Source organism: Bacillus sp. P4_D3, from assembly GCF_056401855.1.
In genome coordinates this window covers 1-19,887 of the sequence record NZ_JBFUIN010000016.1, presented here as the reverse complement: position 1 = coordinate 19,887, position 19,887 = coordinate 1, and the positions used below count along the sequence as shown (strand labels likewise).

Sequence of the window (19,887 nt, the reverse complement as noted above, 5' to 3'; positions counted from 1 at the left end):
TTTAAGATGAGAGTTGCAGTTTTAGGAGCAGGTTCTTTAGGTACTATTATCGGGGCATTTATTGCAAAGGGCGGAGAAAACGTCGAATTAATTGACGTAAATCAAGCTCATGTCGACGCATTAAACAAATTTGGAGCGAAAATTGTAGGCACAACAGAATGTACTATACCAGTAAAAGCAGTTACACCAAAACAAATGTCAGGGACATATGATTTAGTCTTATTGCTTACGAAACAACTTTATAATCAATCCGTTATAAGTGAATTACTTCCTTTCCTAAATGAAACAAGCGTTGTTTGTTCGTTACAAAACGGAATTCCTGAGGGAAATATTGTTTCATTAGTTGGTAAAGAGCGAGTAGTGGGTGGCTCAGTTGAATTTGGCGCAACGTGGGTAGAACCAGGAGTTTCAAAACTTACTACAAACTTTGATACATTTAAGGAGCAGGCATTTGCAATCGGTGAACTTGATGGTTCAATGACTGAAAGAATTCAAAATATAAAATCTGTATTAGATCATGTAGGTGGCACAGTTATATCGGATAACCTTGTTGGAATAAAGTGGTCAAAATTAATGGTCAACGTAGCTCTTAGTGGTATGTCAGCAGCGCTTGGGGGTACGTACGGTGATGTACTCGATAATGAGTTTGGTGTTAAGAGTGCAGTGCATTTAGCGGATGAAACTATTAAGGTAGGTCACTCAAAAGGTATAAAATTTGCTTGTATGGGGGGCTTTGATATTTCATCTTTAGAAATAAAAAATGAATCTGATATTGCAGATAGAATGAATGTTTTTAGAACCATTTTCAAACCACAAGCACTATTAAAAGCGAGTATGTTACAAGACCTTGAAAAGCAAAGAGAAACAGAAATAGACTATATTAATGGAATCGTTCCTAACCAAGCGAAGCATTCAAGGATTTTAACACCATACAATGATTTAGTAGTAAAACTTGTGAAACAAGCAGAAGAAACGAAAAATATTCCGAATTTCGTTTTAAATATTCAATCATTTAAACAGCTAATTGAAAATAACAATTAAAATTTTGTCATAAAAAGAAACTTATGCAATTAATAACCGCTTCCCTAACTACCGTATAGGGAAGCGGTTATTAGTTATTTTCATTTTTTCATTTTGGGGTAATTCTGAATTGTTAAGTTGATGGGCATGTGGCGGTACCCCTTAATGTACTATTACGTACTTTGCGTTGTACTAAAAAGTACTGAAACAAACAACAAAAAAGAATCCTGCATAAGCAAGATTCTCACAAAAAATATGGTTATTCCTTTAGTCTAATTAGTAAAGAAGATGGAAGACGCCTTATCGTTCCAAGTTGATCCGACATAGCTGACATTGATACCGGATTGCACCCAGAATCTTGCCCCTCTGTAGTTACTATCCCAACACATAACTGTCCATTTATGATTGTAACCCGCCTTCAACGAAGAGATTCTGTCGTTCCAATATGAACCCACCGAGCTAATATTACTGGAAGTTCCGAAGTAATTCCCTCCGTAATTAGAATGTTGATAAAAATACGAATTATAATAAATAGCTTGGGCTATAATCGTATTGTTCTTAGTATCCTTTTGACGCTCAACAACAGCACTCTGCAAATGAGCATTTAAACGGTCTTGATTTGTAAACCCATAGACTACTCCTTCTGCTTTTGCAGTGTCATCGAAAACAAACTGAGTTACATTCTTTACATGCGAATCATCTTGTGCATATTTAACACCATCAATCATAACAGGCAAGTCTTTTAATTGAACCATATTCTCTGTTGAAGGCGTTTGTTTTGAAACTGAGGTTGATGTTGTAGCGGCAAAAGCAGTAATAGGAATGATCGTTAAGACAAAAGTCAGTAATGTAATAACTATTTTCTTCAAGAAAATCCCTCCTAGATGGATATCTTTCCCTATCCCCAAAAAAGGAAAATAGGCTTAGTTTATAAAGAATTTAAGTGTTACCTTAATTTTTTCATGTTCATCAATCAACTCCTTTATAAATATTATTTTTTAGTACTAACTGGTCGGTATTAATCAATTTATTATATGATGAAGAATGTGTTACTATTAACTAAATATTTAGTCTTTTAAAAAGGAGGTTGGGTTGCTATGGGAATTTATCATCAGAAACAATCAGAAAACACCATTAATAAATTAATGCAATCAGGAATTGAATTGTTTTCTAAGCAAGGCTATTCTAGTACAAGTGTTGATCAAATTGTGAAACATGCTGGTTACTCTAAAGGTGCTTTCTATACTCATTTTTCCAATAAAGAGGAGTTTTTGTTGAAACTGATAAAAGAAGGAATTGATTTTTATTTTGAAGATTTAAAGGAAGCTCTTACTCAAAAAGAGTGTGATTTACTAAATAAGTTTAAAGAACACTCTTTGCGTTTGGTAAATGAAGCTTATGAAAAAGGATCTTCTCCTATGCTTCTCCAAGGATGTATGATATCCAATCAATTACCTCTAATAAAAGAAAGGCTTATTCTTCAGATGGAAGAATGGAGATCATTCCTTACACATTTTTTTCAGAGAATGAAAGACGAAGGTATAATCGGAAGTCCATTAGATGCCAGAACTTTAGCAACAACAAGCATGGCTATTTTTAATGGATTTAATTTGCAACATTTTGTAGACAATCGAATTCAAATACAGGATATGCTGAATGTTTTTGTTGAACTACTTCAAATCCAAGAACCTAATAAAAAAGATGAATAAGAGTTATGATGTCTGAATGATAATTTATGAATACTCCATACATGTAAAGTTAACATAACACATCATTATCGGTATATTAAAAGGATCTTCTGATTGAAGATCCTTTTAGTTGTTTGTTCAATTAAAGCGCTCGATTGTTGAACTTTTAAAACTTAAAACGGTAACCGGTTAGATACTAAGTATCACCAAGAAGGTGGAGGCCATTCTCCAATTAATTGCCGAATCAGTGCTACTTGTCCGGTATGATAACTGTTGTGTGCCATAAGAGTGGCTAAAAGGTCACCACGAGTCCTTTTCAATCCCGCGTCTTTTAGTTCCTTTAAATCTTTTTTTGCTTCGTTTTCAGCTTCCTTTAGCCCTTTACTGAATAGAAAAAGAGTGTCACTCCACTCGGTTTTATATGACGGAGCTGTTTTATCAGGCCATGAGTCTTCGTCATGTTCTGGATGATTGGGCACCCTGCCTTTAAGGTAGGCAAGATAGAAATCTTGCCAGAAAATCATATGGTTTAGAATCTGCCACACTGAATATGGACAGTTTGAGGGTTTTTCCCCAGCCATCTCCCACCGTAAACCCTCAAACACCTCCAAGGGGTCAACATGAGCATTTTCCCCATGTAACCCGTTTTCAAAGAAATAAGATGACATAAGCATTCCCTCACTTTTACAAAAATTGAACAAACTTTTTTCACTCAACAAAATGACCAATTTTTTCGACCTTCCCACTGTTTCTCAGGCCTCTTGTACTTTTGCCAGGCGGTGAAATGGAAAAGTTAAAATTTTCTGTATTTTAATTTATTATAACAAATATTCAACAATCTGGCCCTTTAGTTGAAGAAGGTTTCTAAGGAAAACATGAATAATTTATACAAATCTAGTTAACATAACACAAAAATTATCGGTAGCAAATAAAACTGACAAACCCTTGATATTATTGGGTTTGTCAGTTTTCGTTTTCTATCGTTCTATGCATGGTTTTATACATTGTTGGAATAGCAAGGATTCTTGGGATCCTTGCTATTTTCTTTTCCCTTTTTTTTGTATAAAATCTTGTATAAATTTGATTATGATTGTTTTAAACCATAGTGTATGTTGATGTTTAAAAAAGACGAGTATATGCTTAATTTGTCTGAAATTTTTTGTGTATTCTTGTTTATTTTTTGTTATGTTTATTTTAAGTGTTATTTATTTATATTATATCGCCGATATATCGCTTATAAAAATAGAAAGAGGTGGTAGCGATGGCCGATACGGGTGATACAAAAGTTGAATTGTTAGAGGGAATCCCTAGGGAATTAAAAAGTCATGATATTGCTAAAACATTTGGAATTGCTGAAAGTACAGTTAGGAAGTATGCCCAATCCCTTGAAAAAGCAGGGTATGTTTTTCGGAAAAATGAAAACAATACAAGGATTTTTACTGATATAGATGAGTTAACATTTAGAGATTTGATTCAAGCTAGAAAAGAAGCTGGAGTAAACCTTGATATGGCGGCTTCCGTAGCAGTGATACGAAGACAGAAGCAAGAATCACCGATACAGAGCGTGCAACCTTTGATAAATAAGGAATCAGAGAGTAATTTAATTCCGTACAAAATGCAATATGAGATTCAAAAATTAGCAAATTCGTTTCAAAAGCAAATAGAACAAATTGAAGAACAAAATCAAATGATAATTTCTAAGTTGCAAGCATCTGAAGAAACTGAAATTGAAATAAAAAAACAGTTGTTGGAATCTAAAAAAAGAGAAAAAGAAAAAGATCAACAAATTGAAGATATGCAAAAAATGATTGAATATATTGCAAAACGAGATAGAGATTTTGATAAAAAAATCGAAGAAATTTATCAAGAAGCTAAAAAACCTTGGTGGAAGAGATGGTAAGATACAGAGTTTAATACTTGGTTGTATTTTATTCTTTTTAATAAGTTTTTTAGAATAATAGAAAGATAAAAAAGCTCATCCCTTATGAAAAAAGAGATGGGCTTTTTTGTTTGCTATCGATAATGATGCGTTATGTTAACCTTATATGTATTGGGTATACATCGTTATTCCTTCGTTTCTCGCTTTATCCTATATATTTGCATGCCAGGTGTGTTTATATCATATATTGATACCATATATACCCTATCTGTATGATATATAAATCAATACTTTCAAGTAGTACAGCACTCTATTATAGTGAGAAAGGAACATCAGATTTATGAATAACCTTAACGTCCTTTGTGAACAATTTGCTAAAATTTTTAATGGGAAAAGCAACATAAATCAGGGTGTTTGTTCTGTATCTTTGCGTCGTAATATCAAAGTGTTTGTTCAAGGACGACCAAGCATCTCTGTGATACCGGTCGGGATATCTTTTGAATCGTTAGATCAAAATGGTAATGCGTTAAACTTTGGAGAAATTGCTATTTTACAAGAAGAAATTCCTTTATTTATGCAATCAATTGTTCAACAGGGGATTATTGTTAGTGCCTTACATAATCATTGGTTATATATGAAACCATTGATTATGTATATTCATATCCAATCTGTTGAACCACCATTAAATTTTGCAAAAAAATTGGCAAATTCTTTTTCAGTTTTAAGTAGTTATCCAATTGCTGATAATGAGAGTTAGTGTTAAATAAATCATATTTATTCACTTCCTATATCGGAAATTATGTAAATACGAAACCCCTTTTGCCAAGTAAACTGAAGGGGTTTTTCTAGATACATTGAATACCGATAAGTGGTGTTGTTAATTGGAATATTTCAGATTGTTGAAGAGTATATTTGAAAAATGGGTTTAGGTTGATGATTTTATAAAATAAAAGAAGGCGTTCCATATTTGGAATGCCTTTTCTTGATGTTTTGTTGCTAATGTGGGTTGTTAAGTTATTTCAATTTGATTACGTGCTGTTTATCTTGCAACAACAAGAACTGGGTGGGGTATTATTTGTCTCTAATACATTTGAGATGGCATACCAGAATAAGGCATCATTTGTCCGGAATACATTTGAGATGGCATACCAGAATAAGGCATCATTTGTCCGGAATACATTTGAGATGGCATACCAGAATAAGGCATCATTTGTCCGGAATGCATTTGAGATGGCATACTAGAATAAGGCATCATTTGTCCGGAATGCATTTGAGATGGCATACCGGAATAAGGCATCATTTGTCCGGAATGCATTTGAGATGGCATACCGGAATAAGGCATCATTTGTCCGGAATGCATTTGAGATGGCATACCAGAATAAGGCATCATTTGTCCGTAATGCATTTGAGATGGCATACTAGAATAAGGCATTGTTTGTTTTACCTCCTTTTATAAAAGAGTAGTCATCTAACCAATATATATTGTATGAAACGAGTAAGCATGTTGTAACCACCTATAATTTCGTTTATCGGGTACGGTAACGATTACTTCTGTTTAGGAGTCATAGATAAAAATTGAGACTTATTTTGCTATTGATAATAATGGTTATGTGAATAAAAAGTCCTTTCAGAAGATCTGAAGGGACCTGCTCAATTAATCCTTAAAAACATAATGTAAAGTGAATCCGTTAAAATATATGTGTGACCTTGAATTTCCCCTCTTACTCAAAGGAGAGATTTAATATGGGATATGGTTATGGTGGTAGTTGCGGCGGAGGCTGCGGTTTTGGTGGTGGCTTCGCCTTACTGGTTGTGCTCTTTATTTTATTAATTATAGTTGGAGCTAGCTGTTGTGGCGGTGGATTTGGCTGCTAAAGAGAGACACTCTTGAGAGTGTCTTTTCTTCATTTCTAAACGGACCTGCTCATTCTGTTTATAAAAACATAAAATAATGTGAATCCATTAAAATAATAATGTACCCATTGTTCTATCTCCTAATTGAAGGAGGAAAAAATATGAGTTTTGGCGGTTCTTGTGGTGGCTTTGGCGGCGGATTTGCTTTATTAATCGTTCTGTTCATCCTGTTAATCATTATCGGATGTAGTTGTTGGGGCGGCGGCGGTGGCGGATTCGGATACTGAAAAAAGGAGGCGCTCATTTGAGTGTCTTTTTTAAAATTTTACATATTATATCTGATTGATAAAACCAATCTCAGACGTTCCTAAATAGTACTACTGATAAGTGGGGTTATGTAAACCTCATATGAATATGTTATACAACAAAAGTCCTACTTAATAAGAATGTAATAGGAGAGGAAACCTAACCCAAATAAGCATTTAGGAGGAAAGAAAAAATGCGGAAATTTATTTGGGTATTAGTGTTGGTTATGATAATTGTTGTAAGTCCAAATCAAATTCAAGCAGATTCTTCACCGTCTTTACCATGTAGTTTAATATTAGAACCCATCAATAAAGAGGATAAGAATGCAAAAGGAGTAGCATTGGTGTATAAGGTGAAGCTGACACTAAGTTTCCCACGAACAAGTATAAGTATCCATGCTCTTCACTTACCTGATCCAAGTACTTTGGGCAATTATGACATGTATGAGGGATTTGCTTTTATTCCAGATGAAATCAGTTGGCGTTTTAAAATGTATCCCTCTGTTGAAGAGGGCAGTCCTACATGGGCAGGAAGAATTGACATTATTACAGCTGAAATGAAAGGTGTTCAAATTCAAGTGCGTCCTTCCAATTCAAAGACAGAGAAATTAGGACGGCCAATCCTGACAAATAGCATAAAATACTGTAAATGATTTTTTAAAAAATATTGTAGGTAAAACTTCAGCTAATAGGAATTATGTAAAAAAGCTAGCATGGATCTAGCTTTTTCTTTTTTATTCATGGATGTTCTAATCTCTTTATTTGTCATGTTTTGAATGTATACTTTTCTATCCGTTTTTGAGAAAAACAAGTGAAATGAGATAAAATCAGGGGGAATGAAAGTAAACTAATATTCAAAATTTTACATTGATGAAGTTGGATATGGTCGTTTCTAAAATAAGATAAGTGTATTTCTTCTTTTGATAAGATTGCTTGCTGAATATTACACTCTATTTCTTCTAATTGTTGTGAGTCCAATAGGGGCATCTCTATTTTTGTTTGTTCTTGAATGATACTTTGAATTCCTTGAAACTGTTCCGGTAAACTAGCAAAGGCTTGCCATTTTATCATACCTCTTCCTTTGGGCATATAAGAGTTCATCATGCTTTGTGTCCCCTTACAATGTGTTTCTGTATTTAGTTGTAGCGCTATGCGTGTAGGAAATCCCACGTAAAATACTGTTCTTCCCAAACTTTGTGCGTATTTCATCCATTACTTTCGTTAACTTCATTTCTTGTTCTCGCTGCGTTATGTTATCGAAAAGAGAAATTTTTCCCTCCTCTTCCTGGACTAGATTCGTTAGAGAAATGTTTATGCTGCGAATGGGTTCGCCAGTATATTGTTGATGTAAAAAGTATGTACAGATATGATAAATATCCATCGTTAAATTTGTTGGGCGACTTAAAGTATGTGTCTTTCTAAATCCGCCTGAATAACTCTTACTATAACCAACAGAAAAATGAACTGTTTGAGCAAGTTTATTTTGTCTTCTAAGCCGATAACAAACTTCTTCAATATGCTCTAGTAAAACAATCGGAAATTCTTCTATTATATAGTCACGCATTAGAATTTGGCTTTTTCCTACAGAAGTTGTAGCTGGAACATATTTTTCTGAAATGCGACTAAAGTCAATTCCGTGGCTATGTAAATGTAATTCTGTTCCGATCACACCAAAGCTCTGTTTTAAGTATTTAAGTTGATAATTCGCTAAATCCTCGATTGAATGTATGCCTTTTCCATTTAACTTGGCTTCAGTTTTATATGAAATTCCCCAAAACTTACTTAGCGGTCGTATGCTCTATAGTTTTGTAGGTATATTCTCGTACTTCCAACAAGCAATCCCGTCCTTGTTCTTCTTTGCTTCAATATCCAAAGCAACCTTACTCATTAATGGGTTAGGAGCAATTCCTATGGTATATTCAATTCGTGTATGATCATATATTTCACGTTTAAATTTCGTGGCGAATTCGTTTGGATCTTGGGCAAATAAATGAATACTATCGGTAATATTCATGAAGAATTCGTCAATGGAATACTGGTGGAAATCCTCGATAGGAACGTATTGCAAAGCTAAATGGTGAAGTGACTCAAGTTCAACCTAAATGTATGATTATGTTAAATTTTATAAGGGATATTATGAAGGGTTGTACTTAAATTAACGCACAGGTTAGGTTAAGACCCATGCTGTTCAGATCGTAGTTAAAACCCACTTACTCATTTTTCAACCCGGAACTTGCTACTTTAAAAATTTTAATGAGAAAGTCAAAAAAATATCTACAAAAAATAAAAAAATTTTAAAACCTATTATACAAGCTTATACATCAATAAAAAAAAACGAATATATTGGCATTGAACAGTTTTAAAAATCTAAAGTAATTTCAAAAGGAGATTAGATAATATGAGCGAACAATGTCCAATCAATGTACCTTGTCAGGTAGAAGGACAAACTCAAACACCATTAAGTGATGCAGCTGCARCACCAATTCTTACTCCAGGAGCACCGATTGTAAAAATACCAGTTGTATTAGCAGAAAGAACAATTCAAATTGTTGTAGAATCYGATATTTCATTAGATCCTCCAGCAGTTGAAATTAAACGTATCTTAAAAAAYGTATTTTTAACRCAATGTAAGTTAGTTCCTGTAGCATTTACTCCAGTACCAGGTACAAATTACCGCCGAGTTACAAGAGCAAAATTATTTGTACAAGGATATATTCGYAAAAATATYGAATATGCATCTAGCACGTGTAACGCACCTTTATTTGATCGTATYGCWAATGTTCCATTTTCTGGTTTTGCAGATTTAACAGCAGCWGATTTTCTATCACAAGCTTTAGTAGCTTCTTCMTCAGATACTACWTCTCACTTTATTAATCCTAAAAATGGTGATYTACCACGTTTAGACAAATACTTCTTCGAAAATACAGTTTTTTATAATGAACAACCATATTGTGAATTAGTAAGCGCTCAATTTTTCGAATTAGACTTTTCCCCTTGTCCAACAGAMYTAAACGARCCATTTGRWACTCTTCGYGAAAAAATTGTACTAGACCTTACTTTAAAAGTTTTACAAGTACAACAAGTACAAGTATAAAACAAAGGAGCACTCGTTTTGAGTGCTTCTTTGTTTTATACATTTGTAAGTAAGAAAACTTCTTATTTTTCAAAACCAACCTATTTAAAAAGAACACCAATGCCCGTTTTGGTGTTCTTAAAAGGAAAACTATAAAATGAAATAATTGAGTGAAACCTATTCCAATACTACAATATATGCTTGTCTAACATTTATAGTGCTAAAAATTAAATATCATCACTAATAATAAACAAAAAGCTCGCTTCTTATCTTTTTTCAAATAAAAAGCAAAATTCTCTTTACCATTAGATTTTAATTTTTTTACCAAAAAGACGATTCCAAAACGACTTCTTCTGTTCTGAAGCTGCTATGTCCTTATGATAAAAACTTCTAGAATTATTACTGCCATATTTAAAATGATACCTAGATTTTTCGAAAAAAGGAGATCTTTATGCAAAGTACTTGATCCACTCCTTAGGTTCTTAGATGTCTCAGATCCCAATAAGTTTGAGCTATATTTTGTCCTCCTTCTGTTCTAAGTAGTTCTTCATTTTCTATATAGTGTTTTCGTTGCAACAGATAATTTGTGTGATGTTAATTTAAAATGAATATCATATATATTTAAAATTTCAAACTTGCCCAAGAGCCTAATTTTGTTTTAACTCCAAATATTTTTAGCCGGTTTCCTACTCAATTCTTATGTTGATGTTCAACATTTATCCAAAGAGTTTTATTTTGAACATATACTTTGAACTACCCCCACTTTTACTTCGTTTAGAAGTGAAAGTGGAGGATTCCTAAGTAAAGAGTTCTATCGAACTCTAATTTATTAGGCTATCTCCGCAGTTCTTGCGGTTAGAAGTCTTATTGCTTCATTCTTTAGATTAATACTTGCGTTAATATCCCTATCATGATGTGTACGACAAGAAGGGCAGTCCCATTTACGTAGGTTTAGATTTTTAACGTCTTTGTTTTGATATCCACAACAGGAACATAATTGGCTTGAAGCAAATGTTTTCGATACGACAATGACTTGTTTGCCGTACCATTTTGCTTTATATTCTAACATGATTCGAAACTGTGACCATGATACCTCACTAATGGCTTTTGCTAACTTATGATTCTTTAACATATTCGATATTTGCAAATCTTCTATACCGATAACATCGTGGTTTTTGATGATTTCAGTTGAGACTTTGTCCAAGTAATCTTTTCTAGCGTTTTTTATGTATTCATGAATTCTAGCAACCTTTACTCGTTGTTTATTCCAGCTAGAAGACCCTTTCGTTCTTCTAGAAAGAACACGCTGTGCTTTCGCCAACTTCTCTTCTAATGATCGAAAAAACTTCGGATTTTTATAGATTGTTCCATCTGACAAAATGGCGAAATCTTTTAGTCCTACATCCATTCCAATGTAAGAATGTGTTTTCGGAAGTTCTTGCACTTCTGTTTCCACTAACAATGACACAAAGTATCTGCCAGAAGGATTCCGTCTAACTGTAGCATTTAAAATACGCCCATTTACTTCACGACTTTTGGCAAATCGAATAAGACCCAGTTTCGGTAATTTCATTTTATTTCCTACAACGGCAATGTTTTCATTTGTTTGCTTTGTGGTGTAAGATTGTACAGTGTTTTTCTTAGATTTAAAACGCGGGGGACTGTTTTGTTTTTTGAAAAAACGTGTATAAGCATCCGCAAGGTTGCGAACAGACGACTGAATCGCAATACTATCTACTTCTTTTAACCAAACAAACTCTTTCTTCATGGCAGGAAGTTTGGCAGAGCATGTACTATATGTCAAACCTTTACCTGTTTCTTTGTATGCATTATCCCATAGAGCTAGGAAATGATTGAATACAAAACGAGAACAACCAATCGTTTTATTGATTAGAGTTGCTTGTGCTTGATTTGGATAGATACGAAATTTATATGCTTTATTGATCATCATTCAGTTCACCTCCATTTTGACATGTGTTTATCATACAACAAACATACATTCGATAGATAGTGAAGTGATCATGACAAATTGTCCAGTAACACTTTACATATGTCGAACAATTTAGATGACTTCATGCCATCCCTTGTTCGAAGCCAATTCATCCCCCACCCACTCACTGGGCTGTGGCCCTTCACGTTCCTTGAGGAAGGAGTTTTCTTGGTTAAAATGATAAGATTCACTCTAGCTACATAACTTAAATTGATAGTTCCTGAGACACTAGTACTTGTTCTATTAAGAATAACACTTCTCTGTCCTGCTACTTTCATTTCTATCTGGCATTCATGAACTATCCAGTTTACAGGTACACCTTGTATATTTGTACTCCCAGAATCAATATAGTTACCTTCTCCACCAGTAACAGCACAATCTTGTGTTCCAGTAGTAGAGCTGTCTCCCGTTCCTGTACTAGAATCCGATAATACTTGCAAACCGCTTAATTCTTCAGGTAAATAACTTAAATCCCCATAATTAACACCTGTTCTGTCACTTATAATATTTTTTAACTCTACTCGATTAGTCTGAGTATCATATGTGCCAACAATAGCTGTAATAGGCCCTAAAAAAGAATTAAAAAAACTCCTTTTGTACTATCAATAATATTGCGTTATGTTAACCCTCTAAGAATAAATATTCATAGAATTTTTTTGTGAATTTAATATAGGTTAGTAAACAAGCATGTTTCCTATTAAAACATAGAATAATATAACCCTTGTTCGATAGGAGGTATAAAAATGAATTGGAATAATGATTGCTGTAAGCATAAGCATCATAATCATCGTTGTGAGCATAAACATCATAACCATTGTTGTGAGCATAAGCATCATAATCATCGTTGTGAGCATAAACATCATAACCATTGTTGTGAGCATAAGCATCATAATCGTCGTTGTGAACATAAACACCATAATCATTTTTGTAAATGTGTTATTTGTTGTCATCGCAACCATTGGTAAAAAAGTTCATGATTTTTAGTTTTTAAAAAAGTGCAATAGATATTGCACTTTTTTAAAATAAATATACAGGTGATTTATACCTTTTCTTATTTCCTTCAAGTTGAATATCACGTAATGCTTTTGTAAAGATTTGTTGTGTAGTCCTACAAATATCATCCTTTGGTGAATTACATAATATGTTTGAATTAACAAACCAGGTACGAGATGAACAAGTCCTTTAAAAAATAAAGAAAAGAAACTCTAATGAATGCTTTTCTCCAATTTAATCGGCGATTTAACTCGGCTTCTGTAGCCTTCTTTCGAACTGTATTCACTACACTTCTACAAGCTAAAATTGGGGATTATCTAAGATTTCTCATGCTCTTTCTGCTTACTTTGAGCGTATTCTTATCCTTGATTCTACAACATTTCAAGTGCCGGATCGATTTGCATCTACTTATCCTGGTGCCGGAGGATGTAGTCATAAAGCTGGTGTAAAAATCCAACTAGAGTATGACTTGTTGAGTGGAGAATTTTCTGATGTGAAAATTGAACCAGGAAAACGAAGTGATCAGGCGTATGGTGCGACTCGAACAGGTATGGCACAAAAGAATGAACTATATATTCGTGACTTAGGATATTTTCGTTTACAAGACTTTAAGTCTATTCAAGATAAGCAAGGATATTATTTATCACGTCTTAAGTTACCAACTAAGATATATAGAAAAGAATTCGAAACGGTCGTATTTAAAACAAAACCCGCTCAACTGAGGCCGGAATGCGAGATGTGTCTTATTCCAATCCCCTGGTCAGAGATGTTGTACGCTTTAGATGACAATCTTTGTGACCATTGCAGAAATATGATAGAAGAAGATTAGAAAAGAGCATCCAAAACGGGCGCTTTTTCTTTGTTATATAGAAATTACATATTAAACATATTTAAACTTTGTCCTAGGTATAATTGGGGTTAAGATCCATATAATAATACAGAACGGTTTTCCAACTAGTTACCCCATAAGTTTTACGAGAGAGCACTTAAGTTGGGGGAGTGCTCTCTTTCGTTTGCACATAAGGAAGTTCTCGGCATACAATATCAGGTCAACATAAATATGCCATTACTCGCTTAAAGAGCTCTATAAATAGGGATAGAGCTCTTTTTTATTTTACATTCATGCATATTGGGTAATTTCAAGCATAGAATAGTAGTGTTCAGGTAAATGTTGATATGTACATTGAGTTGCTCCTTGTATTCCGAAAAGGCACCTTACTTAGGTGTCTTTTTATTTGCACCTTTTGAGATGGACGAGCATATATTGAATTATGGGACAAGTTCTTCGTGTCTCATTCAATACTCATAGGAAACCCCTTATCACATTAAGAGCATCCACGGCAAGGGTGCTCTTTTAAATTTGAACAAAATGGACATCTGATGAGGTTATAACATGTATATAGGATTAACCGTTTTAGGCGCTGCCGTGATCGGTTTAGTGTCTTATTTGTTGTTAATGAAAATAGGTAGAGAAGATAGACTAGTAAACAAGCTGTTTTCTACTTTTAAACATAGAATATGATGAATCCTATTAAAATGAGGGGGGGACTTATATTCATGAGAGATGATTGTCGTTTCGAGAACTTCAGAGATTGTGATAGATTTTGGGATGATTTAATGTTCGGTAGACGCAGACATAGAGATTTTGATGACCGTCGTTGTAGACGTGACCGTGACTGCGATTGTGATGAATGTCGTCGCAGACGTAACCATGATCGTGACCGCGATTTTGATGACCGTCGGGATTGGTAAATCCCTTTGGAAGAGTGCTTTGAAGAAAAGCGCTCTTTTTTTGTTCAAGAATTTTCTGGTCTTATTTGCTAAGGAAAGATAAGGATAAATAAAAAAAGAGAGCCGAAGCCCTCTTTTGGAATCGAAATCGATTAATTAAGAACAAATTGGAATCCCTAACGCTATTAAAGTCAATGCTACTTGAAGAGAAATCTCTAATCTAGCAATTTCGATTCCAGCAACTGAGACAACTAAAAAAGGTTGGCCATTTACGAATAGAACACAACGAACGAAAATAAACAAGGCTCAAATGAGCCCTGCTTGGTGGAGTTGGATAACTAATATCCCAATAGAAATAATAAAATACGGTGAAATGTTAAATTCTGATTTAAATCCGTTTTGTGTTGTGAGTTTTAGTTTCATAATTTTTCGCCCTCTCGTTATTTGCCTTACACTTCTATATACAACGAAGAGGATAGATTTCCACATGAAAACTGAACAAATATACTGATAGTTAACAAAGTGAAGTTTATGCAGGAATTAACGAGGGTTTTAAGGTGGAAATAGCGTAAAATCAACGATGTATAAAAGGTATTGTAAACGGAAGCTCCCGAAAGTACCACAAACGTTGATATGACAGTGTATTTCCCAAAAACCTAGTTTACATAAGTTATGTTAGGGGTCCCGCCACATGCCCATCAACTTAAAAAAAGTAAACACCCCAAAGAAGAAAAAATGAGCTGACTTCTCAAAATAACTACATGTAGAGAAAGGGAATTTTCATTTAGGTGATACATTAAAATGTTAAGTTGATGGGCATGGGGAAGCGATAACGTTTCTGTGATTGATGGGCTAATAAATAGCGTGATTGCTACTATACCAGTTGGGGTTGTTCCATCTGGTATAGTAATCAATCCTTAAATAAAATATAAAACAATAAGATTGATAAGTGAGGTTACTTCCGCATTTGAAAACTATGTAAATATTATGAGAAAAGACTCTATCACTTAGGAGAGTCTTTTTGGTTGTTATAAAAATCGTTTAATCAGGTATGACTCGCAACATTAGCTATACAGCTAGATAGCGTGCTTACAATAATTGATTGCATTCTGATGCCATATTTACCTTTGATAGTATAATATTTTCGTTGAGGGGATATTTCAAAATATTAGCTTGATGGTCATGGATTATACCAAAAATTAAGCCAATATCTCATTTAAAAAATTACATTTAGCATTTTTTAAGGAAAACATTAATAAAAATAAACTAAATGAGATGATTTTATGGGAGAGAAAAAGCTACATTTAGGTTGTGAACGGACCATTCTCGAAAACTGGGACAGAGATATTAGATGATGTGAATACGTACCGGAGTATTGTTCTTGAAATGATAGTTGAACTACGAGCTATAAAACCAGTTCGAGAACCACAACGTGAACTACTTACAGCCCCACCTATTGAGATTCGTTTAGGTACTACGGTATAGGTAAAAACCTAAATTCAAATAGAACAAAGATATTTATAACAGAGGTGTTCAGATGATTACAATTAGTTTATGTATGATTGTAAAAAATGAAGAAAAAACACTTAATAGATGTTTAGAATCAGTTAAAGGTATCCCCGATGAAATTATTATTGTAGATACAGGCTCAACAGATCAAACGAAACAAATAGCTAGTAAGTGGACTCAACAAATTTTAGATTTCAAATGGGTGAATGATTTCTCGGCAGCTCGAAATTATTCCTTTCATCAAGCTTCAATGGACTACATTTTATGGTTAGATGCGGATGATATACTTTTACCAGAGGAACGTCAAAAGCTACTTGCTTTAAAACAATCACTCACTCAAAATATTGATGCAGTTTCCATGATTTATCATGCAGAAATTGATAAATTTAATAATGTTTTAACCAGCATTCGCCGCAATAGATTAGTTAAAACAAGTAAAAATTTTCAATGGTACGGCGTTGTTCATGAAGAACTGAGTATTTATGATCAATATAATGCGCTCGAAAGCGACATCATAGTCACCCATAAAAGAAATTATACCAATAATGAATCAGATCGAAATCTCAAACTATATGAACAATTTTTGAAAAAGAATAAAGGTAAAATGACAGTTCACGATATATTTCATTATGCCAGAGAATTACATAAACATAAAAAATATAAACAAGCCATTGAATTTTATAACAAGTTCTTAGACTACAAAGAAATCCAATTAGAACACAGGCTTTTTGTTATGCATAAATTAGCTAGTTGTTATCATCTAATCGGAAATTTTAAAAAAGAAAAAGAAATCACATTTCAGTCTTTAGAATACGATGTTCCTCAACCGGAATTCAGCTGTCGCCTAGGCGAATTCTTTCTTAAGAATAACCAGTTTTCTCAAGCTGCCTATTGGTATAAACAAGCTATAGAAGCACCTTTAGCTAATTCCGTTCATTTCATTGAACAACAACCCTTTAAAAGTTGGTTACCGCATAAACGATTAGCGTTTTGTTACTTTCAGCTAAAAGACTATAAACAGACTTATCATCATAATAAAATGGTTCTTAGTTTCTTACCAACTGATGAGGAGACCCTTAATAATATTAAAGTAATCGAGGAGTTAATGATGATTGATTAGTAATCATAGGATGTTTGATCATCTTTGAACTACTCACCACTTAACGCCCTAACGGACTGTTTGAAGTGGGAGATTCCTAAGTACTCATTTTTATGGAAACTTTTACAAAATCTTTCTCTATAAAATTGAAAGCAAAGGGAGATTTGTATATTTGGCATTCCTTTTGGTCTTTAAAATTGGCTTCACGTGCCAAAACATTAGCAAGGATTTTTTCTTCGAGGATGCTAAATTGATACTCCTCTTTAATGTCTTTTGATTCTATAAGGCCTTGAAAGGGAACGTCACCTTGGATTCTATAGTTTGGAATTACCTTGTTATAAGCTAATGCTGTATAAGTAACAGTCTTACGGATAAATCCCGAAATAGTGACTACTTCTGAACACACCTTTTCAATCGTAGTAAATATCTGTCTATCAACTTTGATGGTTCCTTTTTTTGCAGGAGGAACTAACTGGATTTTATGCTCTATAAATTGTCTAAAGCAGAATGTTTTTGATTTGGGGGATTTTGGCTGTTTTTTCGGTTTTGGAGTTTCAGGAAAGCATGAAGATATTCTTGTTACTTCAGGAAGGCCTGATAAATTAATATGTGGAAAATAAGGCGTGCTTGTTATAATGAAATTTTTCTTGTAATGTAAATTCATATACGTTTCCTCACCTTTCCAATGGAATATAGTGTAAAATATGTCCTCCGCATCATATATGCTTCTTTTTGACAAGGAATTTTTCAAAATGGGCTCATGTCATATATCGATAGGATTTTTTAGTAATAGGGGTGGCACCCCATCGCCATCAAGCTAAAATTTTAAAGTACCCCCATAATGAAAATTTTTTTCATTATTAACTACTGATAACGAGAAATATGTGAAATATGCCCTTTTTATAATAACTATAAGGTAGGATTTTTATTTTTAGGTATATTATATGGACTGGAGTTGAAAGTCAGTTTTTTGTTTCTCAACCAATTATACAGAATTTTCTTTTACTTCGTTTGTCATTTTCAATGAATCTTGATAAAATATGAATTACATATCGAAACACCCTTGTTGGATACCTGCGCCTCTCTGTGCAGGTATTTTTAATACTGCAGCCATGCAATTTCTACAACAAGTGTTAGCCTAACTTCTTAACAAAAAGTTTTCTTCAACTAAGCTACTCTCTCTCCATACACTTATATTTTCAAGCGTATTCGTATCCTAAATTCAACTGTATTTCAACTTCCTGATGTATTTTCGCCTGTTTATCCAGGTGTAGGTGGATGCAGCTATACAGCGGGGGAAGTTCGGCTTGAGTATGATCCTATTAAGTGGACAATCCCTCCATATTCATACAGATTCAGGTAAACAACATGATCCAACTCTATATTAAATCTAGTATCTTTTCTTCCTTCTATTCTTTTTAATGTATTCATAAATTTTATCCATGACAAACACTTCATGTTCTATCCAAATAGCTTCGGCTTCTTCTAATGTAACTACTCTCACTAGTTTTTCAATTGCTGTATCTTTAACTAAAAATGTAGCTACAGCACCTGTAGATTTTGAATATTTACTGATAACTAAATTTATAATGTTATTAATCTCTAATACTCTATTATTATGAGGCTTATTCTCGATTTGACTACTTTGGTTTATTATTTCTTTATCAGATATTTCTTTTAATCGGGAATTTAGAGTGAATTCTACATAACCTATTGGAGAATCAATATCTGAACGAAATCGTATATCCTCAATTATTTCTAATACAATTTCTTTATGAGATTCCCATTTTTTTAACACTTTAGGAAACACTTTTTCTTTACAGCGTTCTTCAAATCTTTTAATTTTTTGTTCAAATGTGTTGGGCTGTTGAAATTTATCTAAGTTCTTTTCAAAATGAACTAAATTGTTATCATTCTTTTTTTGGCCACGGATAATAAATTTAATTTTTTGTACTTTCCTGCCTAATTTAATTTCTTCAAATTCAAAAGAAATATCTGTTTTTTGGTCTAATTCTTTTTGAGAAGGTTTTAACACACGTTGCTTAAAATTTGCATAGTTGGGGTATATATCCATTGCGTCTAAGTAATACCTTAAATTTTCGAGACTAATTGTACGTTCCTTTAAATCTTCATATTGTTTAAGTAGTTCATAAATACGTATAGCGTATGTGCTTTTCAATTTCACAACATTAGCTAATCTATAGCTTGTAAACTTGCTGCTTAATTCTAATAGAAATGGCTTTAATAACGGATCGAAACGCATATCAATTGTTCCTTTATTTCTGTTGTAAATTGCTGAAGAAAGCCAAGATACCTGTATCAGCACTTCACCTGTCCGAATTTCAATTACTTTTGATAATAATTCCTTTGTAATTTTACTTAACTCCGAATATTTAGTAGATCCATTAAGACCAAGTAGATCATGAAAATGTTTGATGGGGAATGTGTAAGTTTTAAAATCCCGATCATTGGGTTCAATATTACTAGCCAAACAAAGTAATATTTTTTGTTCTACTAAATTTAAACGTGAATTTGCTTCAATTAAAGTATTTGATTTTGAAACAATATTATTTTCTTTAATCTGCAAATCTTGATTTTCAGACATACCTACATACGTCCCTTCTTTCTTACCTCTACTGTTCTATTAACTATAACAAATATATTCCCTTTGTTATAGTTAATTTTTTTATCAATTCAGAAAATTATATTTTCACTATTAAAGTTGAGAAGTCCTTTGTTTTATATG

General features: G+C 33.3%; 21 protein-coding genes and 5 pseudogenes. 14 read left to right on the top strand and 12 right to left on the bottom strand.

Annotated elements, in window-relative coordinates; genetic code table 11:
• Positions 1–6 precede the first annotated feature (6 nt).
• Positions 7–1,041 carry a ketopantoate reductase family protein gene (locus AC1DTM_RS05230; protein ID WP_367959765.1) on the top strand — a complete coding sequence of 345 codons (1,035 nt, stop codon included), beginning with the start codon at positions 7–9 and terminating at the stop codon, positions 1,039–1,041.
• 251 nt (positions 1,042–1,292) lie between these two features.
• Here the strand turns inward: AC1DTM_RS05230 and AC1DTM_RS05225 are convergent, their stop codons facing one another.
• Entirely contained in the window at positions 1,293–1,889 is a 597-nt protein-coding gene (locus AC1DTM_RS05225; protein WP_367959764.1) for a peptidase inhibitor family I36 protein, read from the bottom strand.
• Between the two features lie 228 nt (positions 1,890–2,117).
• On the opposite strand from AC1DTM_RS05225, the gene AC1DTM_RS05220 reads away from it, so the two are divergent.
• Positions 2,118–2,729: a TetR/AcrR family transcriptional regulator gene (locus AC1DTM_RS05220; protein ID WP_367959763.1), complete on the top strand. Its 612-nt coding sequence runs from the start codon at positions 2,118–2,120 to the stop codon at positions 2,727–2,729.
• Between the two features lie 182 nt (positions 2,730–2,911).
• On the opposite strand, the gene AC1DTM_RS05215 is transcribed toward AC1DTM_RS05220, so the two are convergent.
• Complete coding sequence (locus tag AC1DTM_RS05215; RefSeq protein WP_367959762.1) at positions 2,912–3,436, bottom strand: DinB family protein; 525 nt, start codon at positions 3,434–3,436, stop codon at positions 2,912–2,914.
• A gap of 533 nt (positions 3,437–3,969) precedes the next feature.
• On the opposite strand from AC1DTM_RS05215, the gene AC1DTM_RS05210 reads away from it, so the two are divergent.
• Both AC1DTM_RS05210 and AC1DTM_RS05205 read left to right on the top strand, forming a co-directional pair.
• Positions 3,970–4,608: a helix-turn-helix domain-containing protein gene (locus tag AC1DTM_RS05210; RefSeq protein ID WP_088099842.1), complete on the top strand. Its 639-nt coding sequence runs from the start codon at positions 3,970–3,972 to the stop codon at positions 4,606–4,608.
• 319 nt (positions 4,609–4,927) lie between these two features.
• Positions 4,928–5,344, top strand: coding sequence for a DUF1259 domain-containing protein (locus AC1DTM_RS05205; RefSeq protein WP_088038713.1), 417 nt, complete (start codon positions 4,928–4,930; stop codon positions 5,342–5,344).
• A gap of 324 nt (positions 5,345–5,668) precedes the next feature.
• Here the strand turns inward: AC1DTM_RS05205 and AC1DTM_RS05200 are convergent, their stop codons facing one another.
• On the bottom strand, positions 5,669–6,019 hold the full coding sequence (locus AC1DTM_RS05200) for a hypothetical protein (RefSeq protein ID WP_477000066.1): 351 nt from the start codon (positions 6,017–6,019) through the stop codon (positions 5,669–5,671).
• 311 nt (positions 6,020–6,330) lie between these two features.
• Between AC1DTM_RS05200 and AC1DTM_RS05195 the strand changes: the two genes are divergently transcribed.
• The 3 genes from AC1DTM_RS05195 (at position 6,331) to AC1DTM_RS05185 (ending at position 7,399) form a co-directional block, all read left to right on the top strand.
• Positions 6,331–6,462 carry a YjcZ family sporulation protein gene (locus AC1DTM_RS05195; RefSeq protein WP_088038709.1) on the top strand — a complete coding sequence of 44 codons (132 nt, stop codon included), beginning with the start codon at positions 6,331–6,333 and terminating at the stop codon, positions 6,460–6,462.
• A gap of 140 nt (positions 6,463–6,602) precedes the next feature.
• Positions 6,603–6,728, top strand: coding sequence for a YjcZ family sporulation protein (locus AC1DTM_RS05190; RefSeq protein WP_002169341.1), 126 nt, complete (start codon positions 6,603–6,605; stop codon positions 6,726–6,728).
• A 212-nt stretch (positions 6,729–6,940) separates the two neighbouring features.
• The gene (locus tag AC1DTM_RS05185; RefSeq protein WP_016103996.1) at positions 6,941–7,399 is read left to right on the top strand and encodes a YoqH family protein; all 459 of its coding nucleotides are present in this window, start codon (positions 6,941–6,943) and stop codon (positions 7,397–7,399) included.
• A 112-nt stretch (positions 7,400–7,511) separates the two neighbouring features.
• On the opposite strand, the gene AC1DTM_RS05180 is transcribed toward AC1DTM_RS05185, so the two are convergent.
• Positions 7,512–7,850, bottom strand: coding sequence for a YolD-like family protein (locus tag AC1DTM_RS05180; RefSeq protein WP_016103995.1), 339 nt, complete (start codon positions 7,848–7,850; stop codon positions 7,512–7,514).
• 13 nt (positions 7,851–7,863) lie between these two features.
• Positions 7,864–8,820, bottom strand: a pseudogene (locus AC1DTM_RS05175) (DinB/UmuC family translesion DNA polymerase); the annotation flags it as partial.
• A gap of 324 nt (positions 8,821–9,144) precedes the next feature.
• On the opposite strand from AC1DTM_RS05175, the gene AC1DTM_RS05170 reads away from it, so the two are divergent.
• Positions 9,145–9,840, top strand: coding sequence for a CsxC family protein (locus AC1DTM_RS05170; RefSeq protein WP_477000065.1), 696 nt, complete (start codon positions 9,145–9,147; stop codon positions 9,838–9,840).
• 808 nt (positions 9,841–10,648) lie between these two features.
• Here AC1DTM_RS05170 and tnpB read toward each other — a convergent pair.
• The 4 genes and pseudogenes from tnpB to AC1DTM_RS05150 form a co-directional block, all read right to left on the bottom strand.
• The gene (gene tnpB / locus AC1DTM_RS05165; protein ID WP_088099840.1) at positions 10,649–11,770 is read right to left on the bottom strand and encodes an IS200/IS605 family element RNA-guided endonuclease TnpB; all 1,122 of its coding nucleotides are present in this window, start codon (positions 11,768–11,770) and stop codon (positions 10,649–10,651) included.
• 68 nt (positions 11,771–11,838) lie between these two features.
• A complete protein-coding gene (locus AC1DTM_RS05160; protein WP_050567182.1) occupies positions 11,839–12,249 on the bottom strand; it encodes a hypothetical protein in 411 nt (136 codons plus the stop codon).
• A gap of 234 nt (positions 12,250–12,483) precedes the next feature.
• A complete protein-coding gene (locus AC1DTM_RS05155; protein ID WP_088099839.1) occupies positions 12,484–12,768 on the bottom strand; it encodes a hypothetical protein in 285 nt (94 codons plus the stop codon).
• A 58-nt stretch (positions 12,769–12,826) separates the two neighbouring features.
• Positions 12,827–12,991: pseudogene (locus AC1DTM_RS05150) on the bottom strand (MarR family transcriptional regulator); the annotation flags it as partial.
• A gap of 47 nt (positions 12,992–13,038) precedes the next feature.
• Here AC1DTM_RS05150 and AC1DTM_RS05145 point away from each other — a divergent pair.
• Both AC1DTM_RS05145 and AC1DTM_RS05140 read left to right on the top strand, forming a co-directional pair.
• A pseudogene (locus tag AC1DTM_RS05145) lies at positions 13,039–13,529 on the top strand (IS4 family transposase); the annotation flags it as partial.
• 830 nt (positions 13,530–14,359) lie between these two features.
• Positions 14,360–14,554 (top strand): hypothetical protein, encoded by a 195-nt coding sequence (locus tag AC1DTM_RS05140; protein ID WP_016103990.1) that lies wholly within the window; start codon positions 14,360–14,362, stop codon positions 14,552–14,554.
• 135 nt (positions 14,555–14,689) lie between these two features.
• Here the strand turns inward: AC1DTM_RS05140 and AC1DTM_RS05135 are convergent, their stop codons facing one another.
• Positions 14,690–14,830: a DUF3956 family protein gene (locus AC1DTM_RS05135; protein ID WP_085960943.1), complete on the bottom strand. Its 141-nt coding sequence runs from the start codon at positions 14,828–14,830 to the stop codon at positions 14,690–14,692.
• Positions 14,831–15,364: 534 nt separating this feature from the next.
• On the opposite strand from AC1DTM_RS05135, the pseudogene AC1DTM_RS05130 reads away from it, so the two are divergent.
• From AC1DTM_RS05130 to AC1DTM_RS05120, 3 genes and pseudogenes are all read left to right on the top strand, one after another.
• A pseudogene (locus AC1DTM_RS05130) lies at positions 15,365–15,454 on the top strand (YncE family protein); the annotation flags it as partial.
• Positions 15,455–15,844: 390 nt separating this feature from the next.
• Entirely contained in the window at positions 15,845–16,018 is a 174-nt protein-coding gene (locus tag AC1DTM_RS05125; protein WP_002144434.1) for a hypothetical protein, read from the top strand.
• A gap of 52 nt (positions 16,019–16,070) precedes the next feature.
• The gene (locus AC1DTM_RS05120; protein WP_016103987.1) at positions 16,071–17,162 is read left to right on the top strand and encodes a tetratricopeptide repeat-containing glycosyltransferase family 2 protein; all 1,092 of its coding nucleotides are present in this window, start codon (positions 16,071–16,073) and stop codon (positions 17,160–17,162) included.
• A 76-nt stretch (positions 17,163–17,238) separates the two neighbouring features.
• On the opposite strand, the gene AC1DTM_RS05115 is transcribed toward AC1DTM_RS05120, so the two are convergent.
• Positions 17,239–17,805 carry a hypothetical protein gene (locus tag AC1DTM_RS05115; RefSeq protein WP_016103986.1) on the bottom strand — a complete coding sequence of 189 codons (567 nt, stop codon included), beginning with the start codon at positions 17,803–17,805 and terminating at the stop codon, positions 17,239–17,241.
• Positions 17,806–18,238: 433 nt separating this feature from the next.
• Between AC1DTM_RS05115 and AC1DTM_RS05110 the strand changes: the two are divergent.
• Positions 18,239–18,520: pseudogene (locus tag AC1DTM_RS05110) on the top strand (IS4 family transposase); the annotation flags it as partial.
• Between the two features lie 11 nt (positions 18,521–18,531).
• Here AC1DTM_RS05110 and AC1DTM_RS05105 read toward each other — a convergent pair.
• Entirely contained in the window at positions 18,532–19,746 is a 1,215-nt protein-coding gene (locus AC1DTM_RS05105) for a replication initiation protein (RefSeq protein WP_016103985.1), read from the bottom strand.
• Between the last annotated feature and the right edge of the window lie 141 nt (positions 19,747–19,887).